This is a genomic window from uncultured Roseibium sp. (genome assembly GCF_947494555.1).
Lineage (GTDB): Bacteria > Pseudomonadota > Alphaproteobacteria > Rhizobiales > Stappiaceae > Roseibium.
In genome coordinates this window covers 1,010,335-1,027,282 of record NZ_CANLVF010000001.1, presented here as the reverse complement: position 1 = coordinate 1,027,282, position 16,948 = coordinate 1,010,335, and the positions used below count along the sequence as shown (strand labels likewise).

11 protein-coding genes are annotated in these 16,948 nt (G+C 55.3%); 1 reads left to right on the top strand and 10 read right to left on the bottom strand.

Annotated elements, in window-relative coordinates:
• Positions 1–173: 173 nt before the first annotated feature.
• From Q0915_RS04615 to Q0915_RS04605, 3 genes are all read right to left on the bottom strand, one after another.
• Positions 174–2,651: a methyl-accepting chemotaxis protein gene (locus Q0915_RS04615; protein ID WP_299473904.1), complete on the bottom strand. Its 2,478-nt coding sequence runs from the start codon at positions 2,649–2,651 to the stop codon at positions 174–176.
• Positions 2,652–2,852: 201 nt separating this feature from the next.
• On the bottom strand, positions 2,853–4,019 hold the full coding sequence (locus tag Q0915_RS04610) for an ABC transporter substrate-binding protein (RefSeq protein ID WP_299473901.1): 1,167 nt from the start codon (positions 4,017–4,019) through the stop codon (positions 2,853–2,855).
• 1,113 nt (positions 4,020–5,132) lie between these two features.
• On the bottom strand, positions 5,133–5,729 hold the full coding sequence (locus Q0915_RS04605; protein ID WP_299473898.1) for a TetR/AcrR family transcriptional regulator: 597 nt from the start codon (positions 5,727–5,729) through the stop codon (positions 5,133–5,135).
• Positions 5,730–5,918: 189 nt separating this feature from the next.
• Between Q0915_RS04605 and Q0915_RS04600 the strand changes: the two genes are divergently transcribed.
• Entirely contained in the window at positions 5,919–6,776 is an 858-nt protein-coding gene (locus Q0915_RS04600) for an SDR family oxidoreductase (RefSeq protein WP_299473895.1), read from the top strand.
• Between the two features lie 99 nt (positions 6,777–6,875).
• Here Q0915_RS04600 and Q0915_RS04595 read toward each other — a convergent pair whose 3' ends face one another.
• The 7 genes from Q0915_RS04595 to Q0915_RS04565 all read right to left on the bottom strand — a co-directional run bounded on the left by Q0915_RS04595 (position 6,876) and on the right by Q0915_RS04565 (position 16,916).
• Positions 6,876–9,083 carry an amino acid adenylation domain-containing protein gene (locus Q0915_RS04595; RefSeq protein WP_299473892.1) on the bottom strand — a complete coding sequence of 736 codons (2,208 nt, stop codon included), beginning with the start codon at positions 9,081–9,083 and terminating at the stop codon, positions 6,876–6,878.
• Between the two features lie 406 nt (positions 9,084–9,489).
• Positions 9,490–10,794: a TRAP transporter large permease subunit gene (locus Q0915_RS04590; protein ID WP_299473889.1), complete on the bottom strand. Its 1,305-nt coding sequence runs from the start codon at positions 10,792–10,794 to the stop codon at positions 9,490–9,492.
• A 1-nt stretch (position 10,795) separates the two neighbouring features.
• On the bottom strand, positions 10,796–11,350 hold the full coding sequence (locus Q0915_RS04585) for a TRAP transporter small permease (RefSeq protein WP_299473886.1): 555 nt from the start codon (positions 11,348–11,350) through the stop codon (positions 10,796–10,798).
• A gap of 192 nt (positions 11,351–11,542) precedes the next feature.
• Entirely contained in the window at positions 11,543–12,529 is a 987-nt protein-coding gene (locus Q0915_RS04580) for a TRAP transporter substrate-binding protein (protein WP_299473883.1), read from the bottom strand.
• A gap of 113 nt (positions 12,530–12,642) precedes the next feature.
• Entirely contained in the window at positions 12,643–12,900 is a 258-nt protein-coding gene (locus Q0915_RS04575; protein WP_299473881.1) for an acyl carrier protein, read from the bottom strand.
• Between the two features lie 115 nt (positions 12,901–13,015).
• Positions 13,016–14,533 (bottom strand): MBOAT family O-acyltransferase, encoded by a 1,518-nt coding sequence (locus Q0915_RS04570; RefSeq protein ID WP_299473878.1) that lies wholly within the window; start codon positions 14,531–14,533, stop codon positions 13,016–13,018.
• A 13-nt stretch (positions 14,534–14,546) separates the two neighbouring features.
• A complete protein-coding gene (locus tag Q0915_RS04565; protein WP_299473875.1) occupies positions 14,547–16,916 on the bottom strand; it encodes a hypothetical protein in 2,370 nt (789 codons plus the stop codon).
• Positions 16,917–16,948 lie beyond the last annotated feature (32 nt).

Here is a 16,948-nt window from a genome sequence, read left to right as displayed (position 1 = left end):
TTATCGATAACATAACAACGCTTCATGCAGATTTCAATTGTGTGTTTTTGCCTGCAGCGCCAATCGAGCTGGCCGTGCCTGACGTTCAAGGGGAGAAATGAAAAAAGCGGCGAAAACGCCGCTTTTATCGTGTCAAAGAGGTTTTGAAGTTCCGGCTTGGGGCATGGCAGCTGTTAGGCCGCCGCGACCTTCGCCAGGAATTCATCCACGACAAGTTTCAGATGACGCGCCTGCTCGGCAACTTCATCGGATGCCGTTTCGACTTGCCCCGCGGATTGTGCCGCTTCGGCCACAGCATTCATCACGCCGGAGATGTTGTCGGCAGCACCTTGAGTACCTTCTGCAGCGTCACGGATGTTCTGGGAAATCATCGCGGTCGATGCATCCTGTTCCTCCACAGCTGCTGCAATCGCCGACGTTGTTTCGTCGGCCTGCTCCATCGTGTCCCGGATCTCCTGGATCGCGACGACGGACTCGCTGGTGGACGCCTGGATGGCTTCGATTTGCGTAGCGATTTCCTCGGTTGCTTTCGAAGTCTGAGTTGCCAGTTCTTTTACTTCAGCAGCAACGACTGCAAAGCCTTTCCCGGCCTCACCGGCACGTGCCGCCTCAATGGTGGCATTCAGCGCAAGCAAGTTCGTTTGTTCAGCAATTGCGCGGATCAGCGTCACGACTTCACCGATCTTGTTGGCCGAATCTGCAAGTTCGGAAACCTTTTCGGTCGTCATGCGTGCGCTTCCGGAAGCATTTGCAACAATCTCAGTCGCGCGTGCGACCTGCTGACCGATTTCCGCGATCGATCCGGCAAGCTGCTCTGTCGCAGCCGCGACGGATCCAACGTTTTCGGAAGCGGTCGTGGAGCTGCCTTCAGCTTCTGAAGCCTGTGCCGCGGTCTCACCGGAAAGCTGGCTCAAAACCTGCGCTGTGGACTGCATCTGATCCATGTTCGCACCGACACTCCCAAGCACGGATTCGATTTCGTCGCGGAAGTCGCTGATCATGCTGTCGACGCGGTCCTGGCGCTCCAGCTGGGCGTTCTGTTCTTCCTGACTGACAGCTTCGAGATTTTTGCGTTCGACCGCATTTTCCTTGAAGACTTCCATTGCCTTGGCAAGATCACCAATTTCGTCGTTGCGTTCAACTCCATCGACCCGTACGTCGAGTTGGCCGTCTGCGAGATCACGTGTGATGTTGACGAGACCAAGCAACGGCTTGACCAAACCGCGGTCGACGACGAAGAAGCCGATTGCACCAGCAATGACAAGGCTTGCAATACCGATCACGATCAGAGCCATGGATCCGTTGTCGAACAGCCTGTTGATCTGGGTCGTTGCCTGATCGACTGCAGCCAGCTCCAGCTCGATTAAAGAGGCAACCGACTGACCGATGCGTTCAACGGCGCTGAACATTTCAGTCACTTGCTCATTGGACTTTTGCGTGCTCTTCAGCTCTTCCAGATGGTCGTTCAGAAGACCGTTCTTCGGGTCCCCATAGACTAGCAACTGCTCAAGCTGCGCCTTGATGTCATCGGAACCGAGCCCGTCCAAACCATCGCGCATATGCTTTGCGTCGGCTGTGATCTTCTCCTGAAGCGGAACCAGAAGCGCCGGGTCCTGGGTCAAACCGCCCTGTACAAGCGTTGCAACGAATTTGTTCGCAAAAGCCTGTGCTTCAAGCGTGCTCTTCAGCTGTCCGACCTGATTGTTCAACAGATCTGAAATGATTTCCGAGTTTTCGGTAACCGCTTCTTCCGTATCGATTGTCAGCGTGAAAAGCTGATCGTCGATTTGCATGACGAGCGCATCGTCAATCGCCTTTTGCAGACCGATCGCTTCCTGAAGCGTCTCCTTCTGCTGACGCGGTGTGATGCTGTTTGAGCTGCTTTTCGCCAGCGTCCTTTGGACCAGTTCATTCAGTTGGTCGAACTCAGCCTCGGCACCGCTGTCCAGTTCAAGCGCGTTCAATTCCTGGCGGTAGTCAGCGATCTTCTTGTCTGTTGCAATGATCTTGTCTTCGAACAGGGTCAGAAGCGCCTTGTCATCAACAAAAGCGACTGTTTCAGCCAGTCCAACCAGAAGGTTCGTTTCAGCCCGCAGCTCGAGATAAAGTCTGAGCTTGGCCATTTCCGTGTTGGCGAGGTTGTCGACGAGTTCCTTGCTCTGGGCTGCAGCGTCTTCACCGCCGAGAACAACCGTAAAGTAGGCGTCGTCGACGATTGGTGTTATTGCGCTGTTTACCCCGTCATAGGCCTTGAACAAGGCTGCCATGCGAGCATCTTTCGCCTCGCTGGCGGCGATTTTTTCCTTTGTTGCCTGATCGAGTACACCGAGGCGCTCCTGGAACGTTTCGCTTTGTGAAAAGAGATCCTCGACGATTTCACGATTTGAATCGGAGGTTACGAATTTGGATTCGATTTCCTCAATGACTGAAACCGACTTTTGCAGTGCGAGGAAGGACACTTCCTGAGACTGAAGCGTTACGCTGTTGGCAACTGCGGCCGCCGCCGTTGCAACCTCGGTGCTTGTAAGCGCCAGTTGCGCCGCGTTTTCGATGGATGGAAGTCGTTTTTCCGAAAGCTCAGCAAAACCGCTTTCGACCCTTTGGAAAGAAAAAAGCCCAATACCGATCGCTGTCGCGGTCAGCAGGACCAAACCCGCAAATGCGGTAAATAGTTTTCCTCGGGTTCTCAGATGAAAGAATGATTTCGCCTGAAATAAACCTGATAAGAATTTTCCGTACCCAGCCATGTCCCCGACAGTCCCCTAAATACCAACGTCTGCCCAGTCATCTGACCCCAGATGGCAAAATGAGATTCGCTGGCCCGGTCTGCCGGGCCAGCGAAAGAGTTCAAATCAGCTTGCAGGCTTGTCGATCGGCGAGAAGCCACCGTCTTTCTGAATGGTCGTCAGGAACACATCGTTCATGCCCTGGTTGTCATCCTGACCAAAGTCAAGGGAAACACCGCCCATGTCGAACGTACCGGTGCTCCAGAACGCATTCAGGAAGTTCTCACGGGTAACGTCCTTGCCGGCCTTTTCCAGGCCCATGACTGCAAGGCGGCCAACAACATAACCTTCAAGGGTCACGAAACCCGGCTCTGCAGAAGGATCTTTTGCCTTCAGAGCAGCCTGGTATTCTTTGACGAGCGGAACGGTCGTATCCCACGGGAACGGAACAACCTGGGAGATGATCACGCCTTCGCCAGCCTCGCCAAGTTCAGCAGAAAGTGCCTTGGAGCCGACAAAGGAAATGTTAACGAACTCGGCGTCCATCTTGACCTTCTTGGCCAGTTTGATGAATTCCGCAATTGGCTTGTACGCACCGACCATCACCACTGCTTGCGGCTTTGCCTTGCGGATTTCAAGAAGAGCGGACTTAACGGCAGTCGTGTTGCGCTGGTAGGTACCTTCGGCAACAAGATCCAGGCCGCGTTTTTCCATTGCTGCCTGTACACCGGCAAGACCAACACGTCCAAAACCGTCGTCCTGATAAAGGATGGCGATCTTGTCGAGGCCGAGCGCGCCATGCAGATGTTCGATCCAGGCTTCTGTTTCAGCAGCATAGGTCGCACGAACGTTGACGATGTTGCCATGCGCCGGATCGCGCAGGAAGCCGGCACCTGTGAACGGCCCGACAAACGGAACCTTTGCGGCAGTTGCAATCGGCTGGGTCGCTTTCGAGGTCGGCGTGCCGACCGGACCGATCAGACCGAATACCTTGTTATCGTTGATGAGCGTGTTGACCGCAGCGATGGAGCGATCCGGCTCGTAGCCGTCATCCATGCTGACCAGTTCGATCATGCGGCCATGAACGCCGCCGGCAGCATTTGCTTCCGCGAAAGCCGCCTCAATACCGAGCTTCATTCCAGTGCCCAGGGCCGCAGCCGGGCCCTCAAGAGCCGCTGCCTGACCGAACAGGACTTTGGAATCCGTAACACCATCTTCCGCAAACGCCGGGCCGAACGACATCATAAGAGACGCAGCCAGCGTAGAAACAAGAGCATTCCGCAAAGTAGACATCGTTTGAAGTCCCCCTAAGAGTGTGCAGCGCACAACAAGCGCTATGCCCTTAAGGTAGTACAAAAGTATTAATAAGCTGTTCTATAGATATTTACACTTCAATTGCGAATTATTACGATAACACAACGGTAGAAAATCTTAACAGCGAATTGCAAAATTGAGACGACCAGTCTCATTCAACTGATGCAAGCCATCCAATACACGTCAAATCAAGTGAAGTAACCTCAGATTGATTTCATCAAATTCCCTAACGTAATCAATCGCTAGGCTTCGAAACATTTTGTAAAAAAAGAATATTTCAGACCACATCTATTTCATGACAACATTGGAGATTGTGCTTCCTGTTACGAAAAAACACAACCACGAAGCCATTTGAAATACAATACGAGCATTGCAGCTGAAGAACGCCTGCTCCCGTAAACATCCCCCAAGTTCGAAATCAACACTCGAATGCTTGCGATGTTAACAAACCACGGATTGCAAGTAACTGTGCCCGCCATGAGCATTCAGACTTGCCCGTTTCTCACTAGCCATGATGCACGGATAGATCTTTGACACAGGACAGGAAAGCCGCTCCCGTGAATTTGGTATCGTGGATCATGTCACGGCAAGGTTTCATGGAAATGTTTAGCGTATTGGCAGTCCTTTCAATGTTCGACATGGACAAGGCGACTGCAAGTCCGACCGATGTGGAATCGAACTGAGAGCAGGAAAAGCATTGCCATGTCCTCCCTGTCTGATCGGTGAGACGTTTTCAAGATAGGCTCAAATGCAAACAGGAACAGCAAGATACACGGATGTCCGAAGCGCATGAAGTCTTGGACACCTTCCGATGCGATATCGACCGGCTCTTGAAAACTCCTCCGATGACGGCAGCCAGAGTGCATCCAATTGCCAGCCCTTGTACGAGGCACGTTCAGGCTCCCATGTTGCGACATGGTGACTGTACCGAAACATTGCTTTCTTGAATGAGGTCAGGGACAACTCACGGGACCTAACACATCTCGGAGCGGGTCGCGGTGATGCCCGTTGAAGAGCGGCTTTCCGGCCATTCGGGCTGTTATTGCAACAAGAACGAATTGCGCATTGGCGGCGTTGACGTGCTGCAGTCGATCAACCAGAAAGCCCTTGCCGGTCTGCAGCCACACCGCGCCAGACAAGTGTGAAAATCCGTTCCACTTCATCGTCATCAATCACTTGGCGCCCCATCGCAACCCGCCTAGCCAGCGTGATTGCGGGAGAGGCCAGGACGGTTTCGATGGTGCGAACATTGGTGTTCACCAGAGTTCCGTCGTCGACACCCTTTTGTATCTCTCCGAGAACTTCACTCTGGAGCTGCTTGAGTTCTTCATTGCCGCTGAATTGAACACGCGTCTCCGAGCTCATCAGCTCAACCAGCTGGAAATCTCCCGGCGCCTGGAAACCATAGTCGACAAGAGCAAACCACATGGCCCTGATCCGCGCAGCAGGTCCCTGTCGATCTGCGGCTGCCGTCATCATCGCTGCGTGGATGTCCCTTTTCACCTCCATGAACACCGAAAAGAGAAGCTCGTCCTTGCTCCGGTGGTATCGGTAGATCGTTCCGACGCTGAGCCCCGCCCGCGCGGCAATCTTGTTGACGGATACAGAGGTCGAACCGACAGCCGAGACTTCATCGACTGTCGCCCTGCGGATATCCTGCGGTTTGTCGCCTGTCGTGGGCCGGGCCAAATTCCGTCTCCTGAACCGAGATTTCAAAGTCTTATCAAGCTATCGGGCTTTGCACCATTCCCGAATTCTTGTGGTTGTCATTGACAATGAGCAATTGCTCATTAATTAACTATGCGGTTGACCGGGCCGTCGCCGGGCGCGGCCTCAGGCAGGCGATACTTCAAACGGAACACTTCAGGAAATTAGGGAATGTCAAAAGTCATCCTCATCACCGGAACCTCTACGGGTCTCGGCATTGAAATCGCCGTTCAGGCGGCAAAGGCAGGTCACAAGGTGTATGCGACCATGCGCAACCTCGCCAAGCGCGATACTCTGGATGCGGCACTGTCTGAGGCCGGTCAATCTGCTCAGGTCCTCCAGCTCGACGTTCAGGACAGCGCCAGCGTCAACGCGGCAATCGACCATGTGATTGCTGTCGAAGGACGGATAGATGCGTTGATCAACAATGCGGGCGCCGGTTACGTTCGTACAACGGAACAGGCGAGCGAAGACGACATCAATTGGGTCATGGACGTAAATTTCATGGGCGTCGTTCGCTGCACCAAAGCCGTCATGCCTCATATGCGCAAAGCGCGCTCCGGCCACGTGATAACCGTTTCATCCGTCGGTGGTCTTGTCGGTCAGCCGTTCAACGAGATCTACTGTGCGGCAAAGTTCGCGGTCGAAGGCTATACGGAAGCCCTTGCCTGCTATGTGACGCCGAATTTCGGTATCAATTTCACGGCCATTGAACCGGGCGGCATTCATTCCGAGTTTGCCGCCAATGTGATGAAGCAGGTCGAAGCGACAGGCGGCATGCTCGAAGACGAGTATCTGCCTATCCTACAGAAATATGTTGGCGGCGCGCAGGCGCGGGCCGCCAGCGGCGGCCTTTACCAGACCGCTTCGGAAGTCGCCGGCATTGTCATGGAATGCCTGGAAGCTCCGGAACCGCCTATCCGCAGGCGTACATCGGACTGGGCCGAACACTTCACACGCTTTAAGACAGCAGCTGATCCCGACGGCAGGAAGCAACAGGCAGCCGTCATCAGTCAGTTCCTGAGCTGACGTTCCGCACCCTGCATCTTCGCGCATTCGGACACGGGTTCAAAAAAACCGCCCTTTGCAAGACTACGAAGGGCGGTTTCGTTCATACAGATGCAGACGTCAGAGCCGTGGTTGTTCGCTGAGCACCTTGCGGTTGACCTTGCCCGACACGGTCAGGGGCATATCGGCAAGAAAGCGAATTTCCTGCGGCACGTAGAAAACCGGGCACTGGGCCGCAACCGCATCCTTGACTGCGTCCGCCTTGGCCTCGTCCGCCGCGTCGGCAACCACATAGGCAATCAGGATCTTGTTGCCCTGGTTTTCTTCGGCAACGACAACCACGTCCTTGACACCTTCATCGGTGCGGATGGCGGCTTCGATTTCACCGAGCTCCATGCGTACGCCATTGATCTTGACCTGAAAATCGTTCCGTCCGAGATACATGATCTCGCCATCGGGGCGGAAATACGCCAAGTCACCGGTGCGGTAGAGTCTCCGATGCAGGGCATCGTCGACCGGACAAGGAACAAAACGCTCTGACGTCAGATCCTCGCGGTTCCAGTATCCGCGCGCCAGCTGAACACCGCCGATATGCAACTCGCCCGGAACGCCGACCGGCACCGGCTGGTCATATTCGTCGAGCACATAGAGGCCGGTATTGGTTACGGGCTTGCCGATCGGGATGCTCTTGTCTTCAGGATCCCGCGGACAGGCGAAATAGCTGACATCGACTGCCGCTTCGGTCGGTCCATAAAGGTTATGGACTTCGGCATAGTCGCTTGCCTTGTCGTAAAACGCCTGGACGAGGTCGAAGCCGAGCGCTTCTCCGGAACAGAACAACTTCTTGATAGGAAGCTGATCGAGCGCCGGGGCAAGCAGGAAGAGGCGCATGACCGACGGCACAAAGTGAAGGTGCGTGACCCCTGCCCGCCGGATAAGGCCGTAAAGGTAGCTGATGGCGACATGACCGCCTGGCTCGGCGACCACAAGCGTCGAGCCGACCGAGAACGACCAGAGGAATTCCCACACCGACACATCGAAAGTGTACGGCGTTTTTTGCAGGACCCGGTCCTCTGGCTCAAGCCCGTATTCCTCATGCATCCAGACGACACGATTGTGGATCGCCTCGTGTTCGACGACAACACCCTTCGGCTTGCCCGTCGAACCGGACGTATAGATCATGTACGCCAGATCGTTCGGGCCAATCACGACCTCCGGATTGCCGGGGTCGATGTCTCCTTCGACTTCGCCGCCAGCCGGAAGCACGATAACTTCGCTGACATCTGTCTCGATCCGTTCGCGGATATGATCCTGCGTGAGGATTGCCACCGGTGCGCAGTCTTCGATGATCTCCGAGATTCGCGCAGAAGGATCATCCGTGTTGAGTGGCACATAGGCACCGCCGGCCTTGAGCGTCGCCCAGAGACCGATCACCATTTCAAGGCTGCGCTCCATGACGAGCGCGACAAACTTGTCCTTGCCGACGCCCTTGTCCATCAGAACGCGTGCGAGACGGTTCACGCGCGCATTGAATTCGGCAAAGCTCAGCGTTTCATCCATATAGATCAATGCAGGATGGTCCGGCGTCGCCTCGGCGCACGTCTGCATCATCGCGACAAGCCCACCGTCATAGCCATAGTTGCGGTCAGTCGCGTTCCAGTCCTCAACAACCAGCTTGCGCTCACGCGCGGACATGAGCGGCTGGTGCACAAGGGCACCTTCAGGAGCTGCGGCAATTCCCTGCGCGAGCGCTGTCATGCGTTCGCCGATCAGATCGATTGCCTCTGAGCTGACATAGCCGGGATGAGTCCAGACGATGTCGCCGTCCGCATCACAATGAAGCTGGATTTCCGCACCGGATTCTGCTTGTGGCCGCGGACCAGTCATCACCGCAAGCGGAACGTCGCATTGTGTCGGACTAAAGACGCCGGCCGCATTGCCGCTCACAAATGCAAGTCCGGCACGCGCGACTTTTTCAACGACGTTTGTGAAGATTTCGTCCTTCGCCAGACCATGTTCGAAAACGACGAAATCACGCGCCACACTGGAAAGCGTCGCATCATGAAACGCGAAAACGGCATGACTGTTCTCGCTCACGCGTGCGACATAGGCCGCAAAAACGGCAAGGGCAATATGTGAGGGTTGCCGATCGGGATAGTGCGACGCGAGGACATCCACCGCTTTGCGCCAGGCAGCATCCGTGCGTGTCTCAACGCGGGCGGTGTCAGCCATATCGCTTTCATAAAGAGTAACGTCCGGCAGACGCGAGAACTCGACAACCGGTACGTTTTTAGCCCCATGCTTGTCGGCAAACTGGATTTGATTCATAACCGCTTTCCCTGCATTTCATTGCCCACGGTCAAAAAATTACTTCATCCCGCAACGCCGCCACGGAATAAAACATTGTTTTTATAATGACCTGCCGAGATATTATGCAGTAAAAAATAAATTCTAATTAATTTAGAAAATAATAATCATAGAAGATATCTCAAAATGAAAGCATTATTACTTTAGAAGATAAAATTTTATCGAAATAAGTCGAGTATAAATCAGTTCAAAGCTCAATTCAGAAGTTGTTATACGCGCACTTTAGCAAAGAGCCTCCCCGCCTGCGGCAGCCCCATTGTCCAAAGGACACGCAAAGGCATACCGACGCTCATGTAGATATCAGCCGCGTGGACTCAGGTAAAAATCGTCTCGGGTGACGCAGACAACCAAATGGTTTGCAGGTCTGCTACCTGTTCATCTGGTTGGGCAGGAACATAACGATGTCGGGGAACAGGGTGATAAGCGCCACGCCGACAATCAGAAGCAGGAAGAACGGTAGGGCGTTTCGCGCAATGTCGATGATGTTCTTGCCCGTGATGCCCTGAAGCACAAACAGGTTGAACCCGACGGGCGGTGTGATTTGCGACATCTCGACCACAAGAACCAGGAAGATGCCGAACCAGATCAGGTCGATGCCGACAATCTGCACCATCGGCACAACGACGGCCGTTGTCAGAACGACGACCGAAATACCGTCCAGAAAGCAGCCGAGCACGATGAAGAGCAGCATCAGCGCGAAGATCAGACCGTATTGCGAGAGCTGCATCTCGCCGATCCACTGCGCAAGCGCACGTGGGATGCCGGTGTAGCCCATCGTGATGGTCAAGAACGCCGCGCCGGAAAGAATGAACGCAATCATGCAGGACGTTCGCGTGGCCCCCATCAGGCTGTCGACGAACAGGCTCCAGGTGAGGTCGCCATTGCGCCAGACGAGCACGAGCGAAAGCAGGACACCTACCGCTGCTGCATCCGTCGGCGACGCAATCCCGGTGTAGATCGACCCCATCACGCCAACGATCAGCAGGATAAAGGGAAGCAGAACGACCGAGCGTTTGATTTTCTCATAAAACGCAAGCCCGGAGGCCTCGCCTTTCGGCATGGATTTCCGGTTCACGAGGGCCCAGATCGCAACATAAGCCATGAACAAGGTCAGGATCATCAGGCCGGGAATAACCCCCGCCAGGAAAAGCCTGGTGATGGATTCTTCAACGGCGACACCATAGACGATCAGAATGATTGATGGCGGGATCAGCAATCCCAGTGTGCCGGACCCGGCAAGCGTTCCCACAATCAGACGGTCATCGTATTTGCGCCGTCTCAGTTCGGGGATGGAGATTTTCCCGACCGTCGCACAGGTCGCGGCGGAAGAGCCCGAGACAGCAGCAAACAGGCCGCTGCCGACGATGTTGACATGCAGCAGCGATCCCGGGACCCGTTCCAGCCAGGGTGCCAGACCGGAAAACAAATCTTCCGAAAGACGCGAGCGGAACAGGATTTCACCAATCCAGATGAACAACGGCAAAGCCGCAAGCGCCCAGGAGTTGTTGCTCCCCCAAACGCTGGTTGCCAGCACCTGTCCGATGGGTGCATCGGCGAACAAAAGCATGCCGGCAAAGCCAACCACCATCAGCGAGATGGCAACCCAGACACCGCTTGCAAGCATTGCCAGCAGGACGACGATCAGAACGGCACTTGCGAGAATCTGTTCCATGCTAGTGCTCTTCCTGCTCTTGCGACAACGGTGCTGTCACCGGTGGCTGCCACGTTCCGCGGATGACCTGAAAGAAGAGATCGGCAAAGCAGATAGTGAGGCTTGTCAGGCCGATTGCCATCGGCAATTGCGGCAGCCAGATCGGGATCGGCAGCATACCGGGAGACAGATCGTTGTAGATCCAGGATTCATAGACGAGCACGTAACTCCAGACCGCGAAATAGCCGGACATCAAAGCACCGACCAGACAGGCCCAGCCCTCGGCAACGCGCGCCCAAGCCGGCTTCAGGCGCTGCGTGATCATGGTCACCCGGATATGAACGCCGTGCTGCAGGGTATTTGTCAGTGCGAAGAACGTCGCTGCGACGAGAAAGTAGCCGGCCAGTTCCGCGTAGGACGGAAGCACGAGCCCGACCGCTTTTCCAAACAGGACATCGGAGATCTTGTCGAACAGATTGAACGCCACCTGGATCAGGACGACCAGGCAGATCGCGACGATCAGCAGTGCGCCGATCCCGCCACATACCCTGTATAGTCCATCAAGCATGCCACGCATGTTCGCGCTCCAGTGTGTCAAGTCCGTGCGAAAGCCGCGTTAAAGAGGAAGTGGTGTCAGTCTTGAACCCAGGGACGCTACGAGACCAATCGGGCGGAGCACCGCAATGCACCGCCCCTGCGTCCAGCCAGGATCTGGCCCGGTTCCAAAATTGAACGGCGGCGGCAAAGTATGCCACCGCAGATCAATGTGTCATTGATTGTAGGCGTCGATCAGTTTCTTGCCATCGTCGCCGGCCTGTTCAAGCCACTCCTGGGTCATCGTCTGGCCGATTTCGACCAGCTCGCCCTTGAGCGCGTCAGACGGTGCGGCAACCTTGATGCCGTTGTCGGCAAGGCCTTTTGTCTTGGCTTCGGTTTCGCCCATGGATGCGGCCCAGCCACGTGTTTCCGCTTCCTTGGCGGCTTCCAGGACGGCTGCCTTGGTGTCATCATCAAGTGCATCGAAAATGCGCTTGTTCATGACGACGATATTCTTGGGCAACCAGGCCTGAACGTCATAGTAATTCGACAGGTAATCCCAAGCCTTGCTGTTATAGCCGGTTGACGGAGACGTCACCATGGCATCGACCCGGCCGGTAGAAAACGCCTGGCCGAGATCGGCAACTTCCACCTGTGTCGGCACGGCGCTGGCGAGCTGTGCAAGACGTTCGGTTGCGGCATTGTAGGCACGGAACTTCAGGCCGGACAGATCATTGATCGCATTGACGTCACGATTGGCATAAAGCCCCTGCGGCGGCCACGGCACGGCATAAAGGACCATCAGACCCTGCTCGCCCAACAGGTCTTCAACAGCGGGCCGTGTCGTGTCCCAAAGCTTGCGCGAGTCGTCATAACTCGTTGCCAGGAACGGAACTGAATCGATCCCGAAAATCGGGTTTTCGTTCGACAGCCGTGACAGAAGAAACTCACCGAGCGGCGCCTGCCGGCTGCGGACCGCATTCTTGATCTCGGGATGCTTGAAGAGAGACCCGGACGGATGCACCACAATCTTCACATCACCGTTTGTCCGTTCCTCGACATCCTTGGCGAAGGCAACATGGTTCAGTGTGTGAAAGTTGTTGTCACCATAAGGAACCGGCATGTTCCAGGTATCGGCCGCAGCAGCGGACATCGAGACAGCAAGGGTGGTGAACGCAACGGCAGAAAGTGCGCGCCTAATGCGAAATCTCAGGTTCATGATCAGGTCTCCATAAAGTCGGCGCACCCCGGAAGATCGACCGGATGGCGTTGTCATTTTGGTCCAGGCGACGCAACGCGGCTTGGAAAGTGTGATTCGTCGGATCGTTTACGTTACGCAGACAACCTTATTGGTTCTGAGTCGTCAAATTTGACGCCCTTTACCTCCAGCAATTTACGCATATCGCCGAGATCCTGCATGCTGACCATCTCCGCCATCGAAAAATTCGCACCGAAGGTCGTTTCCACTGCGAGCATCAGTTCGATATGGCGAAGAGAGTCCCAGTTCGGCGTATTCAGCGCGTTCGACTGTTCACACAGATCACTGGGATCGATTTTCAGCACACCTGCAACGACATCATAGAGCTGCATTTTGGTTCTCCAGGTCTTTTCTAGACTGTTTCCGGCTATGTCAGTCGATTGAACGACTTTTCTTCAGACAGTGTTATTCCGGGTTCAATCACCCGCGATGGCGATCCGCCCTTTCCTAGAACTGGTAGTAAAGGAACGAGGAATCCGCGCTTATACTCGTGAACGCGAGCAGGAAAGTACCTGCAGCGGCAAACGACCACCCGACCGCCGGGCGCCAGGCAATGTACCCGGCGATCCGGCTCATGGTTTTCGGCACCGGATCACTGCTGACCCACTCCTTGGCGAGAATTTCCTGCGTGTTCGGAGCAAGCAGGGTGATCGCACCCAGGAGGAAGATCAGTCCAAGCGCCTCGCGCAGGCCCAATGCCACGGCAAGATGTCCATTGGCCGGCACTTCAGCGGAAATGCCCCACATTGCGGTCAACATCGTCATGGCAGACGCCACATCCGGTGCGCGGAAGATCACAAGACCGCAAATAACGACGGAAATCGTCATCAGCCAGCCGAGAACCGCGGGCGGCTTCGGCAGATTGAATTGTTTCCAGCCGTTGTTGACGGCGATCGCAAAGCCATGCAGGAGACCGAAGAGGACAAATGTCCACCCGGAGCCGTGCCAGACGCCGGCAACCACCATGGTTACGACGATCGGCCATGCTCCAGCGACGAGATACCGGCGAAGCGGCGAATGACCTTTGGTGACCGCAGACCGCATCCCGCCCATCGCCATCGGAGAATAGACGAATTTCGTGAAGAACCGTGTCATCGTCATGTGCCAGCGCTGCCAGAATTCGGAGATGCTGGTGGCTTTGAACGGCGAATTGAAGTTGAGCGGAAGGCGAATGCCGAAGATTACACCGATGCCGATCGCCATGTCGGAATAGCCGGAGAAATCGAAGTAGAGCTGCAGCGAATAGGCCAGCGCACCGACCCAGGCCGAGACCATGTCGACGCCTCCGCCGGCTGCAACCCCCGTGAACACATCATTTGCGAACGGTGCGATTGAATCGGCAAGCACCACTTTCTTGAACAGTCCCATGGCGAAGAGCGTGACGCCGACGGCGAGCCTCCGCGCTTCCAGGGCTGAGTCCTTGCGATCTTTCATTTGATCGAAGAACTCCCGCTGCAGGACCAGCGGACCTGCGGTGACGCATGGGAAAAAGGTTGCAAAGGTCAGATACTTGATAAACGGCTGTTGCTCAGCCTGGCCGCTATGCGCTTCCACCAGAAATCCGATCTGGATGAAGGTGTAGAACGAAATGCCGACCGGCAGCACGATATCCAGATGCGAGAACCCGGAGCCGGAAACCTGGTTCGTAATATCGATGAAGAAGTTGGTATATTTGAAGTAGCCGAGCGCCACCAGGTTGGCGATTACAGCGGATGCCAGCAGCCAGCCGGCCGGGCGCCCTTCTCTGGTCGCCTTGATCAAAAAGGTGCCGACAATGTAGTTGGCTACAGCCGATGTGAGCAGCACGGCGAGAAGCGCAATGCTCCACTGCGCATAGAACACCAGGGATGCGGCCCCCAGCACCGAAAACGATGCCTGCCAGCCGCCAAACCGGTTCGCAATGGCAAAGGCCAGGAAAACCAGCGGAAGGAAGATGAGAACAAACTCGTGAGAACTGAATACCATGACTATGAACTCATCACTTTAGCGGGCCGCGAAGCCGGGGAACTTTTGCAAGCGCGTTGAATTGGCCGAGCAGCATTCCAAGACATTTCGGGTTGGAATGTTCAGCATCGATATACATGTCGGCGGTGCAGCCGACGGATTTGGGATCGAACCCACCAATCATCGGGAGATTGTATTTTTCCGCCCAACTTTGGGTCAGCGCTTTCACCTTGTTGAGGCCATCCATGTACGGGGTGCCCTGAACGGCGTCCCAGTAAATCGGGTTGAACGGCGGATGCGCCAGCGTGATTTCAACACCTTCCTTCTGCAGGAACTCGAGCAACGCCTCGATATGGGCAACCCCTTTGGGATCGATGATCGGCGGGTTGTTCTTGCGTGCCGCAGCAAATGCAAGGGCTTCTTTGCGCGACCGCTCTTGTGTGAACAGGTCCTTGTGTTCCTGCGACCATAGGATCGAGCCGCCCGGCAGCAGGGTGTCGAGACCCGCGAAATTCCGCTGATCGGACGCGTGCGGCTGCTGCGCTGCCATGATCTGGCGTGATCCGTGTGTCCAAAGAAGCGGAAGAGAAACAAGCTCGCGCCAGGTTTGCACCGGTAGTGTTTCAATGTGGCCCTGCGCTTCCAGACCAAGCCGCTCGGCCATCGGACGATAATACTTGATACCCGGAAGCCAGAGGAAATCCGTGCGATCCTTGATCGGCGTCAGCAGGTTGTCGCGGATCGTGATGATCATTTCCTTTGGCATCTTGTCGTGCCGGATATACATCTCCGTGACCGCCAGCATGTCTTCGTAATAGTCACGATGAACGTGACTGTTGTAGAAGTCCTTGCCGGTCACCAGCTCGACATGCGCTTCCTGCCAATGGCTGGCGCCAAGAACAACCGCTTCCGGTGCTTTGTCCATCCGGGCAATCGTCGCGTTGCGCAGATCACGAATATTGATGTTCAGATCGAACACGCCGAAGTTCCGCCCTTCGATATGGGTCTCGGCGACCTTCTCGATGAGCGCCTGGTCGAACAGCATCGGGGCGAAGTATTTGTTGGCATGCCAGACGCCGGCAACGCCCAGGACACTGAGAAGGAGAAGCGCAACCAGATAGCGGCGCGCCCGCAAGGTTTCCGCAGCCTTCGACGTCAGTTCATCGAATGTCCGTTGCGCTTCTTCGCGCAGGGATCCAAGTTTGGAAACGCCCGATTCAAGACGTGCCGTCTCTCCCAGGGGCGTTTCGGCGGCGTCCGGGTCTTCTCCGGGCGCATACTCAATTGCGACAGCTGCATTTGACACGAACATACCACTTCTTGGCTGCATTGTTTCGGCGACAGGATTGGTCTTCGTTGACAAGGAAGCGTAAACTTCCTGGTTCGAAGATCCACTTTTAGTAAAGTTAGCGCCTTGTTGGTTAAATTTACCTGAAAACATTTTGCCTTCACCAAGTACATTTCCACGAACAACTCCACCGGCAACAGGATAACCGTCACTCAAATCTTCCGGGTCGGGTACGTCCTTTACGGCACCACCCGTTTTCGCGGATGCAAAGAGGTCGAATATGAAGGGGACGAAGAAGATTGGGATTTGGCAAACCCCGACAAAGATGGCCAGGTTGTCGTCAGCGGCTCCAGCTACAAGGCCGTAGGTCAGCCCGACATTGCGAAAGCTGGAAATGGTGCCGGCCGTCAGCGCGACATGATCGCCGAACCGCCACATCAAGACCATGGTCAGGGCCATTGTCGTGACCGACACGACGACGGCCAAGAGAAGATACCTGAGAACGATTTCGGGATTTTCCGCCAGGACCTCGCCGACCCGCCCCTCAAGCGCGAAACAAAAAACCAGAAGCGCAAAGACCGATCCCCAACGCCCCAGCCGGTCGAGCTTGTCGAAGCGGGCGCCGGAACTTCTCGTCAGAAATTTCCTGACGAGAAACAGAAGTGCAACGGGGACAAGCAGGTAGACAAAGACCCTGAAGAAGTAGCCGCCAAAGTTGATGTCCGAGCCGCCGAGATTGAGAAACCAGAAGGGGACCAGGATCGAAACCGGAGCCGCGAGCGTTGACAGAAATACTGTCTGCACGGCGATCTTCCGGTCGAGCCCCATCATCTGAACGAGAGTCGGAGACGCAAACAGCGAACCACTGGTCAAGATGACCAGCGTGAAGAACAAGAGATTTCTGTCCACATCCGCAAGCAGGCCGATGCCGACAATCAGGGCCGGAAACACGATCTGTTGCCAGAACACCAGCGGCAGGACGATTGGATGAAGGTTTGTCAGTTCCGATACTTCAAAGCGCACAAACGGCAGAAGTGAGAACAGTACGATAAAGAACAAGGCGACGTGAAGCGCAGGCGCGAAGAGATTAGACACGTTGGGATAGTACAACGCCACTAGAATTCCAATGATCAGTATTAAACCGCTTA